Here is a 14783-nt window from a genome sequence, read left to right as displayed (position 1 = left end):
TGGATGGGGGACGCCCACAACGAAGCAACGGCGTGGACCAGCCTCGGCTCGGCGCTACAAGAGGTGGGTCGGTTCGAGGAAGCCATGGACGCCCATACCCACGCACGCGACCTGTACCACCAGTTGGAAGATGACCACGGCGAAGCGGGAGCGTGGAACAACCTCGGCCTGGCGCTGCAAAAGGTGGGTCGGTTCGAGGAGGCGATCGACGCCCACACCCACGCACACGAGGCCTTCCACCAATCCGATGACGCCTACAACGAGGCGGGAGCGTGGAACAACCTCGGCTCGGCGCTACAAAAAGTGGGTCGGTTCGAGGAAGCCATGGACGCCCACACCCACGCACGCGACCTGTACCACCAGTTGCAAGATGACCACGGCGAAGCAACAGCGTGGACCAGCCTCGGCCTGGCGCTGCAGCAGGCGGGTCGGTTCGCCGGGGCGATCGACGCCCATACCCACGCACGCGACCTGTACCACCAGTTGGAAGATGACCACTGTGTAGCGAGGGAGTGGGGCAACCTCGGTCTGGCACTGATGAACGGTGGGCGGCGGATTGAGGCGACGGATGCGATACAGCGGGCGGTGGACCTGTTAGAAGCGACTGGGGACGAACACCGGGCAGCCCTCGCCCGGGATCTACTCGCGTTGATCCAACAAGAGCCAGACACCGACACCCCGGGCTGACCGGACACGTTCCGGGACCAGGGTTTGGCACACCAAGCTTGGGCTGGCAGCCTCAAGACAACACCTGGTACCGCACGCACTCTCACGGAGCAGACAGGACGTCATTCCGTAGCGGTGTCGAGGGTTGTTTCTATCCCCCGATAAGTGAACCTTATCGGCGGACAGACAACTTAGGTTGACGGATCCGGGCACGGGGAAGCCCCCGCGCAACGCCCCGTTGCGCGGGGGCTGTCGTGATCTCACCGTGACTTTCGGGGGCGTGAAGCGCTAAATCCTGTCGCAATCCTCCTCGCCCCCCGGCTGGACCCCCGTGGCCTGACCCGTGCCCGGACACAAGAGGCCGGCACCCGAAAGGGTGCCGGCCTCCGTCAGACTCGCCTCTTCTCGCCCCGGCCTACCTTGCCCCTCGCCGTAGCTTCGGGAGCAGCGGTCCGGCAAGGGCTACTCGCCGGTCACCTGTCCTGTTGCCGGGCGTTCGGGAGTGGCAGGTCAACCCAGAACAGGCCCTAGTCCCAGGCTGTGCACGTAGTGGCAGTGATGACGACACAAGCACGGAACTGCCAATTCACGTTGTTGCGCGTGGGTGTTCCCGACGTCCACAGGCGCTCGGAGGCAACGCGCTCACGACTCGATCTGTCGGTAAGGCCATCCCCGTTCGTGTCGACCTGAAGGATGATGCGATCGCTGTCTGCGTATGAGCCGGTCAGACGCGCCCAGCCATACTGAACGTCGCGGTAGTGGCCGTAGCGGACCTCGATAATCCTCGACGTATTCGGCACCCGCAGAGTCGGACCGGTTCGAATGGTTGGCGGGTCGACGCAATAGGGGTTCTGCAGCCAGTCCAGGTCACCGGCACGCACGATCGTACTGGTGCACCGATCCGCAGCAGCGGAGACTTCCGCTGTGCTCACCTCTGCCTGCGCAGGGGCGGCGGACACCAACCCTAGAAGGGTTGCGGTTGCAGCGATCGACACGAGAGACTTTTTAAACATGAACTCTCTTCTTTTTCTTTTGACGGCAACTCGGAAATTCTCGCACGAGAAATCGTTTTTTTAATGCGCTGTCCAGAGCTGGCCAATTCATGCCTACCACCTTTAACAACATGCGTAACATTGTGATTTTGATCATCAATCCGGGTCTGCGATCGTGATCGGAGGGGGCAGTCGGCGGCTATGGCGAACCGGATCCCTTACCTGGGAAAAGGCAAAACTGCGGAGGTCCGCACTTTGCGGTCCCTGCCCCGGACACGACGAAACCCCGCCCTCCACACGAGGTGGATGGCGGGGCGGGGGGCTTGGTCAGCTCTGGCGGTCGGCGTAGAGCGCCAGGCCGTGGTGGGCCGCGCTCAGGCTCTTCAGGTAGCGGTCGTCCCAGCCGTAGAAGTCGCCGGGGTCGGGGAAGCGCATGCCCTTGAAGTCCTCCTCCAGGACGTCGCGGGCCCGGGTCTCGGTGCTCAGGTCGGCTCCCTTGAGGAGGTGGTCGATCTCGTCGTACTCCAGCCCCAGGACGTCGCGGGCCTCCTCGACCAGCCACTCGCTGAAGTCGCTCTCGCACCAGCTCTTCGCGGTGCCCGCGGTGAGCTTGTCGGACCAGTACGCCGGGTCGAGCGCGGTGAAGGACAGCGACTGCAGCATGTCTGCGGCGCCGTTGACGAAGACGAAGTCGCGGCCGGCGAAGCGCCTCACGTGGAAGCCGCCGGGGAAGGTGAGCACCTCCCACTCGGTGGCCAGGCGGCGGAAGCTGAGGTGCTTGTGGTCGCCCTGGTCGAGCAGGACGTCCATGGTCGTCGTGGCGTCGGCGGTGGTGGTGGTCGCGGTCATCGTCGTCTTCTCCTCGGGTCGGTGTTCAGGATGCCGCCCGGGCCCGGGGCCCGGGCGGCGTTTGGTGAATCTCAGGACAGCTGCGCGTCCAGGGCGGCCTGCAGCTCCTCCAGCGCGGCGACCGCCCGGGCCATGGGGCCGGCGGGCTCGGCGTGCGCGAGCAGGTCCGCGAGCACGGCCCGGTCGGTGTGGAGCTGGCGCCTCAGCGCACGTCGGGCGCGGGCGACGTCTGCGGGGTACTCGCAGGTGAGCAGTTCGGCGGGCAGGTGGGGGCCGCCGACCATGTAGCCGGTGGGGGTGCGTAGGGCCCAGTGCCACAGGCCCGGGATATCGGGGTCGGGGGTGGCGCGGGTGAGCACGCCCAGGTGCGGGGGGCGGCCGCCGTCGCGGTCCAGGCGCACCCACTGGCCGACCAGCGCCTCGGGGGAGGTCGTGGCGATCGTCAAGGGGTCTCCTCTTCTTGTTCGGTGAGGGGTCCGAAGAAGCTCTCGACCTCGTCGAAGAGCATCATGCGGCTGGTCTCGGTGTGGCGGAGCATGTCCAGGGGGACCTCCCAGGCCTCCCCGTCGCGGTCGATGAACAGGGTCACGACCGGCCTCCGATCTGCGCCAGGGCGGCGGACAGCAGCGGCCGGTGCGCCTCGTAGAGCCCGCCGTGCGGCTCGACGGCGGCGGCCAGGTCCTCGATCGTGGTCAGCGGCCACCAGGCCGCGTCCTCGGCGTCGTCGGCGGCCGCGGCCGGGACGACGCCGGGGATCCGGTACAGCGCCACGGTGGAACACACCCACGCGTGGTCGGTGGCCCGCCAGTCGTCCACGTAGGTGCGCATCAGGATCTGCGGGACCATCCCCCGCAGGTCCACGCCGGTCTCCTCGAGGAGCTCGCGTGTCAGGGCGGCCGGGGCGGTCTCGCCGGGGTCGACCATGCCGCCGCTGATGGCCCACTGGTGGATGTCGTCGCGGCGGATGAGGAGCAGCTGGGGGGCGTGGTCGGGGCCGGCCACCACGATCGGGTCCGCCGCCGAGTTCTCGCCCCACGACTTCAGGTTGCGGCCGCACCGGCCGGTGCGGCCGGACGGGTTGAGCGGCACCCCCTCGCTGACCTCGAAGGGCACGACGGCGCGCGCCTGGCGGCATCCCCAGTCGGCGACCTCCTGCGGGGTGTGGCAGGGGTCGGTGACCCACGCGGGCAGGACGTCGGCGCGCAGCGCGCCCGGGGTGATGTCGATGGGGTCGTAGTCGGGCCAGGGGGTGCTCCACGGCCGGAGCGCGGCGGGAACGGGGACGCCGGGGTGGTCGATGTGGCCGCGGCGGCGAGTGGGGTTCGTCGTGGTGCTCATACTGGGTGTGCTCCTGATCTGGGAGTAGCGCGGCCCGCCCTCGGTCCTTGGCCGGAGAGAGGGCGGGCCGTCGTCATGCGGGTGGCTTGCGGGTCAGAAACGGATGGTGCTGCGCGAGTCGCCGCCGGTCTGGATCAGCACGCCGCTGAACTCACCGCTGCCGACGAAGGAGTTCACGACTGGGCCAGGGGCAGGGCCGTCCAGCTCCAGCACCAGGGCGCCGTCGACTCCGACGTGGATGTCGAGGATCGGGCGGCCGGTCATGTCGTCGTACAGGGCGGTGTCGTCGGGCATCTCGGCGAGCAGGGTGCGCAGGTCTCCGGTGGTCATGGGCGTGGGCATGAGGTCCTCCAGTGAGAAGCGGTCGGGTGTGGACCGGGCGGTCCCTCCGCCGGCCCAGCACGAGGCGGGGCCGACAGGGGCGCCGTCCGGGGTCAGCGCAGGGCCAGGGTGAGGATGGTGGCCGTGGTCAGCAGGACGCCCGCGGCGGCCAGCAGCACCCACCCCCAGCGCTGCGCGGTGTGCCGCCGGGTGGCGATCCGGGATTTGACCACGGCCCGTTCGGCGTGCCACAGCACCGGGGCGGTCTCGGCCAGGTCCTGCACGAGCTGTTCGGGGGTGCGCACGGCGTAGTACGGCACCCCGCCCGTGCCGCCCCGGCGGGGCCAGGAGGCCGCCGCGAGCACCACCAGGACCGCGGTCAGGCACACGGCGGCCGCGCCGATCGCGACCAGCGCGGGAACGGGGTAGGAGGCGTCGGCGGTGGTGAGACCGGCCGCGCCGACCAGGATGGTCAGCACCACGCCCGACGTGGTGGCGAGCGTGGAGTTGCCGGAGTCGGTGCGGGCCAGGTCGACGGCGGCGTCGGCGGCGGCGGCCTTGACCAGTGCCTCCGGCCGGGGTTCAAAGGCGGGGGCGACGGGCGGCTGCGCCGGGCCGATGGGGACGCTGGTCTCGGTCGGCCGGGTGTGGGCGGCGATGGCCGCCCTGATGCCGGACAGGTCGTAGCCCCGGGCCTCGCGGCCGCCGCTGGCGAACGCGCGCTTGAGCGGATTCACTCCGACGGCACGCAGCTGCTCCCGCAGGTCGGTGTCGCCCATGTTCAGCGCGGCCGCCAGGTCCTGGATGTGCATGCGCGTGGTGTCGGAGGCCGTGAAGGCCTCGCGGGCGCGCAGCAGGATCCCGGGCACCTGCTGGTTCGCGGTCGTGTGGTTCTCGGTGTGGGGGTTCATCGCTTCTCCTTGGTGGTCAGGGCCGCCCCACCCGCAGCGGGTGAGGCGGCTCGTTGTCGTGTGGATCGGGCTGGGCGGGGGTCCGATGCTCAGGCCAGGTGGCCGTGGCCCGGGCACAGCGCCCGCACTCCGAGGAGGGTCCAGGGGTTGCCGTCGGCGTCGGCCCGCAGCTCGATCGGGACCAGGTCCAGGTCGGGGCTGGGGATCAGGACCGGGTTGCCGTCCTCGTCCTTGAGGAGACGTACGCACCCGGGGCGTCGCACCGGATCCGGTACCAGGTGGTGGGCTCGAACACGCTGGTCTCCTCAGCTGGCGGTCAGGGTGAGCGGGCGGCAGGAACCGCTGTGCCCGTACCGGCCCCGGCCGCGTTCGTTGGCGCGCTCGGGGCCCGGGACGGGGGCGGTGTAGTCGGGCAGCACCGCGACCAAGTCCTGGGCGCTGGCGTCGTGGGTGCTGTGGCCCAGCGCCACATACTGGGACTGTGCGGTGATCTCGCGCAGCACCCGGGGCAGGCGCAGCGGGGAGGTGGCCCGCAGCACGAGCCCCACCTGGACGAGCTCTCCGACGGTGGCCATGGCCTGGAGGGTGGCCCCGTAGGCGTCCAGGGCGCCGGGGTGGTCGATGAGGGCCAGGAGCGGCTCGGCGTCCGCCCGGCGCTGCAGGCGGGCCCGGACGAGCCCGTCCAGGGTGTGCATGAACTCGTCGGCGTCGCCGGTGTGCCAGGTGGCGGGCGGCGCCGGGCGGGCGCCGGCGTCCAGGTGCCAGGTGGTGATCCCGGCCCGGGTGGCGGCGCTGATGATGCGGGTGAGCAGGGCGGGTGCTCCGCCTCCTGCGCATCCGGTGATCAGTCCGTGGGCGGGGCGGCCCTGGTCGTCGGTCAGGTGCCACAGCACCGGGGTGCCGTCGGGCTCGGTGCCGATGGGGGCGGTCAGCGGGCCGCAAGGGTGGGTCTGGGCAGGCACGTGCACTCCTGTGGGTCGCGGGTGGGTCGAGCGGAGCCTCTCCGGTCGGCGGGGCCCGGGTGTGGTGGGCCGGGTGTTCCCCCCGCCCACCGGCCCCCTGGTGGGGGTCCGGTGGGCAGGGCCATCACCCGGTTCAGGCCACGTCGGCGTCGGCGTGGGCGGCGATGGCGGCGTCGATGTCGGACACCTCGTAGCCGCGGGCCTCGCGGCCGCCGCGCACGAACGCGCGCTTGAGCGGGCGCACCCCGGCGGTGCGCAGCTGTTCCTGCATCGCGGCGGCCGTCAGGCCCAGCGCCGCGGCCAGGGCCTCGGTGTGCATGCGGGTGTCGTCGGCGTCCACGATGGCTTCGCGGGCGCGCAGCAGGATGGGCGGGACCCGCTCCACCCCGGTCGCGGATACCTCGGCCAGGTGGTCCTCGACCTCGGTGAAGAAGTCGTCCAGGTTCCCGAAGCCCAGCAGGCTGTCCCCTCCGCTGGGGGCGGCGGGCCTGGACACCTGCGGGGAGCCGAAGAGGACCTCAGCCGCCGAGAGCTTGCCGTCCATTCCGGCGCGGACCGCCTCACCGGCGGCTTCGGCCCGCTCCTCGGCCGAGGTCTCGTGCCGCTTGGTGTAGGCCCCGTCCAGGAGCTGGTCGATGTAGTACGCGGCCTCCTCCTCCAGGGGCAGGCACGGCCCTGCGGCCTCGATCAGCTCGGCGAAGTCCTCGGTGTAGGCCGCCCGCCACATGGCCCGACGGGCGGTGACACCGCCGTCCTGGCCGGTCTCGTTGGCCGCTGCCCCGTACCCGCCGCCGGCGGGCAGCTCGGTGGGGCTCATGGCGGCGTTGGGGGCGATCTGCGCGGAGATCGCGTCCTCGGACTTCATCAGCCCGGCGTTGGCAGTGAAAAGGTTGCCGCGGATGACCCGGTCGCCGCCGAACGCCGCCAGGCCGGTGTCCTGGGAGGCCGCCAGGATGGCCACCCCGACCTTGCGGCCGATCCGGGTGATCATGTTGACCAGCTGGGCGTTGGTGTGGTGACCGAACCCGGGGTCCAGCTCCGCCTCACCCTTGTCCAGCTCGCGCTTGGAAGGCACCGGCACCCGCACGTAGTCGTCCAGGATGGTCTCGTGCGACTCGTCCAGGAACAGCACCAGGCCGGGCCGGTCGGGACGGGGGGTGAACCCCTTGGAGCCGGAAGCCTTGTTGGTCAGCCCGCGCACCTGGATGACGATCGCGGCGGCCTCCAGGGCCAGGCGGCGCCGGGCCCGACTCTCCGAGGCGTCCCAGTCCGCGCACTTCATCAGCGTGGGCTGGGTGCCGCCCTGCCCGTCCAGGTACCAGATCGTGGTGTTCCCGGTCAGCCGGACCCCGAGCGCCAGAAGGTTGAGCAACTCGGACTTGCCCGACCGCTGGGCGCCGAAGAGGTAGCCGCCGAGCAGGCTGTTGGCGCGGTACAGGCCCCAGGTGTGCATGCCGATGCCGTCGGCGTAGGGGCCCACCGTGATGTCGCCGCTCTCGGGATCCCACACCGGCGTGCCCAAGATGGTGGGCACCCCGTTCTCGTCGACGTCGATGCCGACCGGGCCCTTGGTGGGGCTGTTGGTGGTGATCCGCAAGGTGGCCAGCAGCGGGTTGTCGGGCTCCTCCTCGTGCTCGGACAGAGAGATGTACTTCCGGGCCACCCCCAGGGCAGTGGAGACCTGGCTCAGGTTCTGGTGCAGCGAGTCCAGGCCGCGGGAGCCCGGGCGCAGCTTGACGTCCCAGGTGTGCCCGTACTCGGTGGTCCGGTGCCGCATCAGCGCGGTCCCGGCGAACTCCCCGCCCGAGGTGCCCGCCAGGTGCTGGTCCCACAGGGCCGCGTAGTGCGCGGCCACCGCATCGGACGGGACCTGGGGCAGGGCGGTGCGGGCGGCTCCGTAGCCGATGCGGTGGGTGCGCCACCAGTGCGCGCTCAGCGCGACGAACGCCCACCCGCCGGTCGTGGCGAGCAGGTGCGCGCCCTCGAAGCCGACCAGCACGGACGCGACGATCCACCACCAGGCCGCGCAGGAGATCACCAGGGTGCGCACCGGGTGTTCGCGCATCCACGCCCCGGCCTCGGCCCAGGTGCCCTGGGTGCGCCGGCGCAGCAGCGCCACGGCGGCGGCGATCAGGGCGCCGGTGAACGCGGCGCACGCCAGCGGCCCCACGGCCAGGGCCGCGACCTGCTGGATCAGCGCCACCGAGACCACGGCGCCGGCCACGACCCAGGGGTGGGACTGCAGGCGCAGGCGCGAGCGAAGCGAGTCCTCCTCGATGCGGCGGATGCGGTCCCACATCCGCTCGGGGGGGCCGATCCGCTTCTCGATCTTGACCAGCTCGGCGGCCGCGGCGTCCTTGAGGGCCTGGTCGAGCTGGGCTCGCTGGGCCTTGGTGAGCGGCTTTCTCTTCGGCTTCGCGGGCTTCTTGGTGGTGGTGCTGGCGGCCATGGCCGTCTCCTTTCTCGGTCGTGACCGGCTCACCGCCCGCCCCCGGCAGGGGAGGGGGGTCAACCGGCCCGGGGGCCGCCCGGGCGGGCGGCCCCCGGGAGCAGGGCTGGTAGGTGGTGCGGGGTTAGTCGCCGGTGAGGAAGCGGTTGTCGCCGGCGTCGGGCACGGTGAAGCGCACGTCGCGCAGGGCCCGGTTGGGCTCCAGGGCCTGATCGGTGCCGAGGGCGGCCTCGCGGATGCCCACGGCCAGGTCGACGAGCGTGCCGTAGTGGGACAGGATGCCCGCGCCGACCTTGCCCCGGCGCATGGCCTCGGTGGCCTGTTCCAGCCGGGAGACGTTCGCTTCGGCGTCGGTCTTCATCCGCTCCAGGAGGACTTCGAGTTCTTCGAGGGTGAATTGGACGTCGCTGCTCATCGGGATTGCCTTTCGATCGGTGGGAGGGTTCAGCTCTCGGTGCGGCGGCCCATCAGGGTTTCCTTGCTCAGCGCGGACGTGCCCGCGGCCTCCACGGCCTCGCGCACCCCGGCCTGGGCCTGGCAGGTCTGCAGAGCCAGGCGGGCCTCAGCAAGGAACGCCTCCTGCGCGATGCAGATCCCGCCGAAGCGGTCGTTGAGCTCGCTCTGGCGGAGCACCGGGTCTGCGCTCAGCCAGGCCACGATGGCCTCCAGCCGCTCCAGCGAGACGCTGGCCTTGCGGACCAGCATGTGGGTCAGGCGGGTGGCGCCTTCGAGGCTGATGACTTCGGCCACGGGTTCCTCCTTGGTGGTGTGCGTGCTGGTTCCCGGGGTGGGCCCGGGGCCCCCGGACACCGGCGGGTGTCCGGGTGTCCGGGAGTCCCGGACACCCCCATCTGGGCCCTCACCTGCGGTTTTCGGGGTAGCGTCCGGGGTGTCCGAGGGAGCGGCAGAAGCCCCCTCAGGGGCCTTCTCAGGGGCCTTCTTCGGAGCAGGTCGGCGAGCCCGGTCGTCGCGGCGCCGGTAGATGGTGCCGATGATGCGGCCCCGCTCCCCGGCCTGGTCGTTGCGGACCTCGGGGTCGGTCTCGGCCAGAACGCGTCGCTCGTGATCGGTCAGGCCGGCGAATTCGTCCTTGGTGAGGTCGTCGATCACGGGGTCGGGAGGCGGCGGGCGGAAGCGGCCCTCTCGGGCCGCCTTTTCCTCGCGGGCCCGGCGCCGCTGGGCCTCGAGGTTGGCCTCACTCAGCCGCTGGAGGGTGATCAGCCCTCTCGTGGTGGGCGGCGAGCCGTCGTACACCGGGCCGGGGTCGGCCTTGCCGCGCCCGGTCCGGCGAGGCTCGGTCGGCTCGGGCCCGGGACGCGGCGGACTGGAGAAGCCGTCCCGGGCCGTCTCGTCCCGCCCGGACCTGTCCGGGCGGGGCTTGTCCGCCGCGCCGGGCCCTTCGCCCTCGGACCCCTCGCGGCGGGCCCGGGCCCGCGCGTCCCAGCGGCGCCCCAGCTCCTCCTCCGTTTCGTCCCACGCCGCCCACCGTGTCCGGGCGTACTCCGCTTTCTTCGCGGCCTTGGTGGGCCAGCGCTCCTTGTGCCGCTCGGTGGCTGCCTCCCAGGAGTCGGCCCACACGGTGCGCGCCCAGGCCCGGGCCGCACCGGCCGGTTCCCCTCCTCGCAGGGACTTGGCCTCAGCGGCGCGGATACGCGCCATCTTGCGCAGGTGGGAGGGCGGCGCGGTGCCCTTCCAGGCGTGGGTGACGGCCTCAGCCGACTTGCCGAGCACGAGCGTGAAGACCGTCCAGGCGAAGACCAGCTCGAACATCGGCGGTCACCGCCCCACCGAGGACAGGGCCGTCTCGACGCTGGCACCCACGCTGCCGACCAGGTCCAGGGGGACCAGGAAGGGGCCGGCGGCCAGGAGGAAGAACGTCGGGGCCAGGAAGCCCGCGACGATGTTGAACTTCTTGATCCCCTTCTCCTGGAAGTCGAACCAGAGCAGCACCGAGCAGATCCCGGCCAGCACGAGGTTGACCGCCACCCACGGGGCGACCTGGTCGAGCCGGGCCAGCATCGGCCCGCCGAACTCGGCGATGGGGTAGGCCACGGAGAGCCCGGCGATCACCGCGCACCCGAGCATGAACCGGTTGAACTTCTTCTTCATCCACAAACCGATGAGCAGCCCGAACGCGATCGCGCCCAGGACGCTGAAACTCGCCCACATCAGGGGAGCTCCTTTCTTGAAAGTGCGTATGTGCAGGTCAAGCGGTCAGAACAGGGCGGCCAGGGCCGCCCAGGTGGCGGTGATGGGCCAGGCCGGGATGCGCACGAGCACACCCAGGACCTCGGGGGCGTAGGGCACCTGCCAGGTCAGCGAGAGCAGCACCAGGAAGGTGAGCCACCGCGAGGGCCGCTCCCCGATCCACTCCAGGGCGTAGGCGGCCGCGCTCGTGGGCAGCGACACCGCGAAGAACGCGGCGATCGCGCCCTTGCGGGCCCACCCCTGCTGGGGTCCCCACGCGCCCTCGCGGGCGTAGGCGAACTGCTTGGACAAGGACGGCCGGTCCTGGCTCCAGATCTCGGGGGGCACGAACGAGTCCCGCGCCCATGCGCCGAGCCGCTCGCCGATGCCGGGCCCGACCTTGACCGGGGCCTCCTCGGTGACGGCGACCTCGGTGGAGGGGCCCTTGCCGGGCGGCTCAGGCGGCTCGGGAGCGGCTGTGGCGGGCGGGCGCGGGTCCGGGGCGGGGGTGTCCGACCCGGACGTCCCCCCGGACACCCCTTTCACCTCTGTGACCTGCACAGATGGAGGGGTGTCCGGGGTGTCCGGGGTCGTTTGTCCCCCCCACAGGGAGGGGGCCAGGGACGGGTCGCGGCGGCTCATCGGACCTCCACGGCCAGGCCCTCGGAGGAGGCGGCGGGCACGAGCGGCTCCACGGTCAGGGGGGCCTGGAGGCTGTCCAGGATCGGCCCCGGCTCCTGGCCGCACCGGATCGCCTCGTGCGCCGTGGTGATGCGGGTTTGGAGGGCGTCCGCGAGCTGGTGCAGGTGCTCGCCGTAGTAGAAGCCGGTGTTCTTGTTGGCCTCGTTGCGCAGCAGGATCCGGACCAGGACGATGTTGGTCAGCGCCGCGTCTACGGGCTGCTGGTTCTCCATGCGGGGCCGGGTCAGGGGCAGCGGCTCCGCGACCAGGTTCTCCACGGCCGCGCGGGCGGTCTCGGCCTGGTCGGCGCGGACCTTCTCGGCGGCCAGCTCGGCCTGCAGGCGCTCGATCTCGGTACGCGCCTTGTCCAGGGCCTCTTCGGCGTCGGCGTGCGCCTCGGCCATCTCCGAGAGGGCTTCCTCCAGCCGGTATCCCTCGCTGGCCAGGTGATTGCGGTGTTTCACCGCTTCGTAGCGGGCCTGGGCGTGCTCGACCAGGGCGTCGTGCTGACGGGTGATCAGGTCGGTGCAGGGGCGGTGCATACGCTCGCGCACCAGCTCGATCAGGGACATCGGATCTCTCCTCACAGGTCGAACAGGGCGGCCTGGGCCGCGCTGCTGTCGGGGTGTTCGTCCAGGTGCTCAAACACCTGTTCATCAGCAAGAACGTGGGTGCGGACGATGTCTCCGGTCCACCCGCAGGAGCAGGTCGGCCGGTGCAGGACCCAGTCGGGGACCGGCACAGGCCGGATCTGGACGCGGTGCCTCACGCGGCCACCGCCAGGGGGCGGACCGAGCGGGCCAGGCCGCGCCGGTAGCGGTTCGCGGTACGAACTCCGCCGGCGTTCCCGGCCCTGTTGGACCGCCACCTGAGCTGGCCAGCCACCTCCTGCCCGGCGATGAGCCCTTCGTCCCTGAGCTGCGCTTTTGTGCGCGGGTCGGGGGCGAACCGGGGCGACCGGCCCCACGCGGACGTGGGGGCGCCGGTCGGATCGAGGAACGGGTGGGAGGTGGCGGCCATGTGGGCCTCCTTCCTGGTCAAAGGGTGGGAAGGGCCGCCGCATGGGGTGCGGCGGCCCGTGGGAGCCCCGCGCGGGGCGGGGCACGGCTTCTTCGGAACGGTGGGCTGATCAGGGCCTCCTTCGCTGGTGAGGGGCGGATGGGTGGACAGGGCCGTTCACGCGTCGGCTCACCCCTCCACAGGGGTGTCACTTCGCGTGTCGCGGCACCGGAGTGGTGAGCAGGCCCGCCCCACAGGACGGGTGGGGCGGGCCTGCTCACCCGCCGGAGCGGGTGAAGGGGGTGTGGCACCCGCAGGTCAGAGCGGGTGCCACACCGTGGCGGTGGTGGTCAGGACTGCGGGTTGAACGCCTCCATCAGCTGGGCGTACTCGGCGTCCTCCATGAGCGCCTCCCGGTAGCGGGAGACCGAGCGGGGAGAGCAGTCCATCCGGCGAGCGGCGTCCCTGATCCCGAGCGTCTCCCCCCGACCCAGCTGCCACTGGGCGTACTCGACCAGCTGGCGCTGACCCTGTTCCGGGGTCGGCGGCCGGGGCCAGGTCCGGCCCTTCGGCTGGGGCGAGTCAGCCTCGGCGTCAGCCGTGGCGGCGGGTGCGGCAGAGGGTGCGGCACCCGTGGCACCGGCTGTGGCGGCAGGTGCGGCACCCTGTGGCACCCGCAGGTCAACGGGTGTGGCACCCGTGGCACCCGTGGCACCCCCCGCATGCGCCTGGTGCGCGAACCCGAACCCCGTCCCCGCCACCGGCGCCCCGCCCACGGGCGGCAGGCCGAACCCCGAGGGGTCGTCGGGCACCCGCGTGTAGGGCCCGCCGGCCCCGGCCCCCAGCTCGAAGGGGCTCGTCAGCTGCAGTTCCACCTGCAGCTCGTTGCGCTGCTTGAGCAGGGAGACGTTGGCCCGCTGGATCGTCATCTGCTCCTGCACCTGGAGGTTGACGGCCTCCTGGCGCATCTGCGACTCGGTCTGCCGGCGGATGCGCTCGGACTCGGCGTCGGCCTTCTGGCGCTTGCGGTCGGCTTCGGCCTTGGCCGTGGTCAGCTCGGACTCAACGTCGGCCTTGGCGCGGACGTAGACGGTCTCGCTGCGGATCTGCGCCAGCTCCTCCTCCTGCTCGGGGCTCAGCCCCGTGGAGAGCTTCTGCGCCCGGCGCTGGTCCTCCTCCTCGCGGCGCCGGGCCTCCCGCGCGGCCGCGGCCGCGGCCTCCAGGCGGGCCCGGGTCCGCTCGCAGCGCAGCGTGGTCAGCCAGTGCCATCCGGCCTTGGCCGCCAGCGGCAGCACCGCCAGCAGCACCATGGGCCAGGAGGTCACCACGCCGTGCACGACCAGGACCACCGAGGCCAGGAGGGCCAGCGCCCACCCGGTGCGGGTCAGCGCCGGGGACACGCGGCCGGTCGTGGAGGCCTGCTTCCACTCGATGGCCAGCAGCCACAGCCACACGGCCTCCACACCGACGCCGGCGCCCAGGCCGACCACGTGCGGGACGGTCTGTCCCTCCTCCCCGACCTCCCCGGCCAGCCGGGACAGGTCCCACACCGACCACACGGTGAAGACCGCGGAGGCGGCGGTGACCACCGAGGCGATCACGCGGGTGAAGTCGATGCCGCCGGGGTCGTCGGCGATCACGGTCGTGGGCAGGTCCTGGTCGGCGGCCTCGCGGTCCTGGTCGGCCGCCGGTGCGGGCTCGGGGGGCGGCGGGTCGGCGGTCTCGTACGGTTCAGGGTCGGCAGTCTGCGGGTTCTTCATCGTCAGCCCTCCTTCGGGGCGCGTCGATCGGTGTGGTCGGGGTGGGGCAGGTCGTGTTCGGTGTGGATCAGGGTGTGGCCGGTGCGGGCCAAGAGCACCGCGGTCGCGGTGCACAGCAGGGCCAAAGCGCCCACCATCAGCAGAGCGGTCACCGCTTCTTCCCGCAGGCCCAGCACACGTACTGGCCCAGGAAGACGTCCCAGTCCATGGGCTGGGCGTTGCAGCAGCGGGGGGCGTGGCTGCGCTGGGCGAAGCGGCGGAGTATTCGGCTCATGCGGCCGCCCTCCGCTCCGCGACGAAGTCGCCAGCCTCGGTGGTGTCGGCGGGCCAGGTGCCATCGGTGTCGACGGGGATCAGCTCCAGCACGGGGCGCTCCACGGCGGGGGTGCCCAGGACCTCCCACACCGCCAGGAGCAGCACCCGGGCGGGCAGCTCGCCGAGCCAGTGCTGGTAGCCCTCGACCAGCAGGGCGATCTGGGAGCGCTCGTCGGCGTTGGTGTGGGCCTGCACGCGGTGGGTGGCCGCCTCGACCTCCGCCAGGTCAGCGAAGTCGGTGACGAGCTCCCACGGGCAGGTGGGGCAGTCGCGGGTGGTGATCTGGCGCTGGCGGGTACGCTCGTTCTCGCGCATCGGTTCCTCTTCCTCAAGATGGGTGTTCAGGTGTGCGA

The 14783-nt window shown here is 71.7% G+C and carries 22 protein-coding genes; 1 reads left to right on the top strand and 21 read right to left on the bottom strand.

Features of this window, described 5'->3' with window-relative positions; translation table 11 throughout:
- A partial coding sequence (locus tag ACWGL3_RS04510) for a tetratricopeptide repeat protein (protein WP_452460892.1) occupies window positions 1-687 on the top strand: 687 nt, incomplete at its 5' end.
- A 506-nt stretch (window positions 688-1193) separates the two neighbouring features.
- Here the strand turns inward: ACWGL3_RS04510 and ACWGL3_RS04505 are convergent.
- The 21 genes from ACWGL3_RS04505 to ACWGL3_RS04405 all read right to left on the bottom strand — a co-directional run bounded on the left by ACWGL3_RS04505 (window position 1194) and on the right by ACWGL3_RS04405 (window position 14745).
- A complete protein-coding gene (locus tag ACWGL3_RS04505; RefSeq protein WP_452460891.1) occupies window positions 1194-1661 on the bottom strand; it encodes a hypothetical protein in 468 nt (155 codons plus the stop codon).
- Window positions 1662-1985: 324 nt separating this feature from the next.
- Complete coding sequence (locus ACWGL3_RS04500; protein ID WP_452460890.1) at window positions 1986-2507, bottom strand: hypothetical protein; 522 nt, start codon at window positions 2505-2507, stop codon at window positions 1986-1988.
- Window positions 2508-2578: 71 nt separating this feature from the next.
- Window positions 2579-2953 (bottom strand): hypothetical protein, encoded by a 375-nt coding sequence (locus ACWGL3_RS04495; RefSeq protein WP_452460889.1) that lies wholly within the window; start codon window positions 2951-2953, stop codon window positions 2579-2581.
- On the bottom strand, window positions 2950-3096 hold the full coding sequence (locus tag ACWGL3_RS04490; protein ID WP_452460888.1) for a hypothetical protein: 147 nt from the start codon (window positions 3094-3096) through the stop codon (window positions 2950-2952). Before ACWGL3_RS04490 ends, ACWGL3_RS04495 begins: the two co-directional genes overlap by 4 nt.
- Window positions 3093-3845: an NUDIX domain-containing protein gene (locus ACWGL3_RS04485; RefSeq protein WP_452460887.1), complete on the bottom strand. Its 753-nt coding sequence runs from the start codon at window positions 3843-3845 to the stop codon at window positions 3093-3095. The genes ACWGL3_RS04490 and ACWGL3_RS04485 overlap by 4 nt, the downstream gene beginning before the upstream one ends.
- A gap of 93 nt (window positions 3846-3938) precedes the next feature.
- On the bottom strand, window positions 3939-4187 hold the full coding sequence (locus tag ACWGL3_RS04480) for a hypothetical protein (protein WP_452460886.1): 249 nt from the start codon (window positions 4185-4187) through the stop codon (window positions 3939-3941).
- Between the two features lie 92 nt (window positions 4188-4279).
- Window positions 4280-5077 (bottom strand): hypothetical protein, encoded by a 798-nt coding sequence (locus tag ACWGL3_RS04475; RefSeq protein ID WP_452460885.1) that lies wholly within the window; start codon window positions 5075-5077, stop codon window positions 4280-4282.
- An 89-nt stretch (window positions 5078-5166) separates the two neighbouring features.
- On the bottom strand, window positions 5167-5340 hold the full coding sequence (locus ACWGL3_RS04470; RefSeq protein WP_452460884.1) for a hypothetical protein: 174 nt from the start codon (window positions 5338-5340) through the stop codon (window positions 5167-5169).
- Window positions 5341-5382: 42 nt separating this feature from the next.
- Window positions 5383-6039: a hypothetical protein gene (locus ACWGL3_RS04465; RefSeq protein ID WP_452460883.1), complete on the bottom strand. Its 657-nt coding sequence runs from the start codon at window positions 6037-6039 to the stop codon at window positions 5383-5385.
- Between the two features lie 133 nt (window positions 6040-6172).
- A complete protein-coding gene (locus tag ACWGL3_RS04460; RefSeq protein WP_452460882.1) occupies window positions 6173-8488 on the bottom strand; it encodes a hypothetical protein in 2316 nt (771 codons plus the stop codon).
- Between the two features lie 124 nt (window positions 8489-8612).
- Window positions 8613-8903: a hypothetical protein gene (locus ACWGL3_RS04455; RefSeq protein ID WP_452460881.1), complete on the bottom strand. Its 291-nt coding sequence runs from the start codon at window positions 8901-8903 to the stop codon at window positions 8613-8615.
- Window positions 8904-8932: 29 nt separating this feature from the next.
- Complete coding sequence (locus ACWGL3_RS04450) at window positions 8933-10258, bottom strand: hypothetical protein (protein ID WP_452460880.1); 1326 nt, start codon at window positions 10256-10258, stop codon at window positions 8933-8935.
- Window positions 10259-10264: 6 nt separating this feature from the next.
- Window positions 10265-10657 (bottom strand): hypothetical protein, encoded by a 393-nt coding sequence (locus tag ACWGL3_RS04445; RefSeq protein ID WP_452460879.1) that lies wholly within the window; start codon window positions 10655-10657, stop codon window positions 10265-10267.
- Between the two features lie 45 nt (window positions 10658-10702).
- Window positions 10703-11212 (bottom strand): hypothetical protein, encoded by a 510-nt coding sequence (locus ACWGL3_RS04440; protein WP_452460878.1) that lies wholly within the window; start codon window positions 11210-11212, stop codon window positions 10703-10705.
- A 101-nt stretch (window positions 11213-11313) separates the two neighbouring features.
- Window positions 11314-11928, bottom strand: a complete 615-nt coding sequence (locus tag ACWGL3_RS04435; RefSeq protein WP_452460877.1) for a hypothetical protein — start codon at window positions 11926-11928, stop codon at window positions 11314-11316.
- 11 nt (window positions 11929-11939) lie between these two features.
- Window positions 11940-12125: a hypothetical protein gene (locus ACWGL3_RS04430; RefSeq protein WP_452460876.1), complete on the bottom strand. Its 186-nt coding sequence runs from the start codon at window positions 12123-12125 to the stop codon at window positions 11940-11942.
- Complete coding sequence (locus ACWGL3_RS04425) at window positions 12122-12376, bottom strand: hypothetical protein (RefSeq protein WP_452460875.1); 255 nt, start codon at window positions 12374-12376, stop codon at window positions 12122-12124. The genes ACWGL3_RS04430 and ACWGL3_RS04425 overlap by 4 nt, the downstream gene beginning before the upstream one ends.
- Before the next feature lie 329 nt (window positions 12377-12705).
- Window positions 12706-14115, bottom strand: a complete 1410-nt coding sequence (locus tag ACWGL3_RS04420) for a hypothetical protein (RefSeq protein WP_452460874.1) — start codon at window positions 14113-14115, stop codon at window positions 12706-12708.
- Window positions 14116-14117: 2 nt separating this feature from the next.
- Window positions 14118-14267 carry a hypothetical protein gene (locus ACWGL3_RS04415; protein WP_452460873.1) on the bottom strand — a complete coding sequence of 50 codons (150 nt, stop codon included), beginning with the start codon at window positions 14265-14267 and terminating at the stop codon, window positions 14118-14120.
- Complete coding sequence (locus tag ACWGL3_RS04410; protein WP_452460872.1) at window positions 14264-14389, bottom strand: hypothetical protein; 126 nt, start codon at window positions 14387-14389, stop codon at window positions 14264-14266. Before ACWGL3_RS04410 ends, ACWGL3_RS04415 begins: the two co-directional genes overlap by 4 nt.
- Window positions 14386-14745 (bottom strand): hypothetical protein, encoded by a 360-nt coding sequence (locus tag ACWGL3_RS04405; RefSeq protein ID WP_452460871.1) that lies wholly within the window; start codon window positions 14743-14745, stop codon window positions 14386-14388. The genes ACWGL3_RS04410 and ACWGL3_RS04405 overlap by 4 nt, the downstream gene beginning before the upstream one ends.
- Between the last annotated feature and the right edge of the window lie 38 nt (window positions 14746-14783).

The sequence above is a fragment of the Nocardiopsis sp. NPDC055824 genome (genome assembly GCF_053616335.1).
Note: the sequence above shows the minus strand (reverse complement) of the source record. Positions and strands in the feature narration are given on the sequence as shown.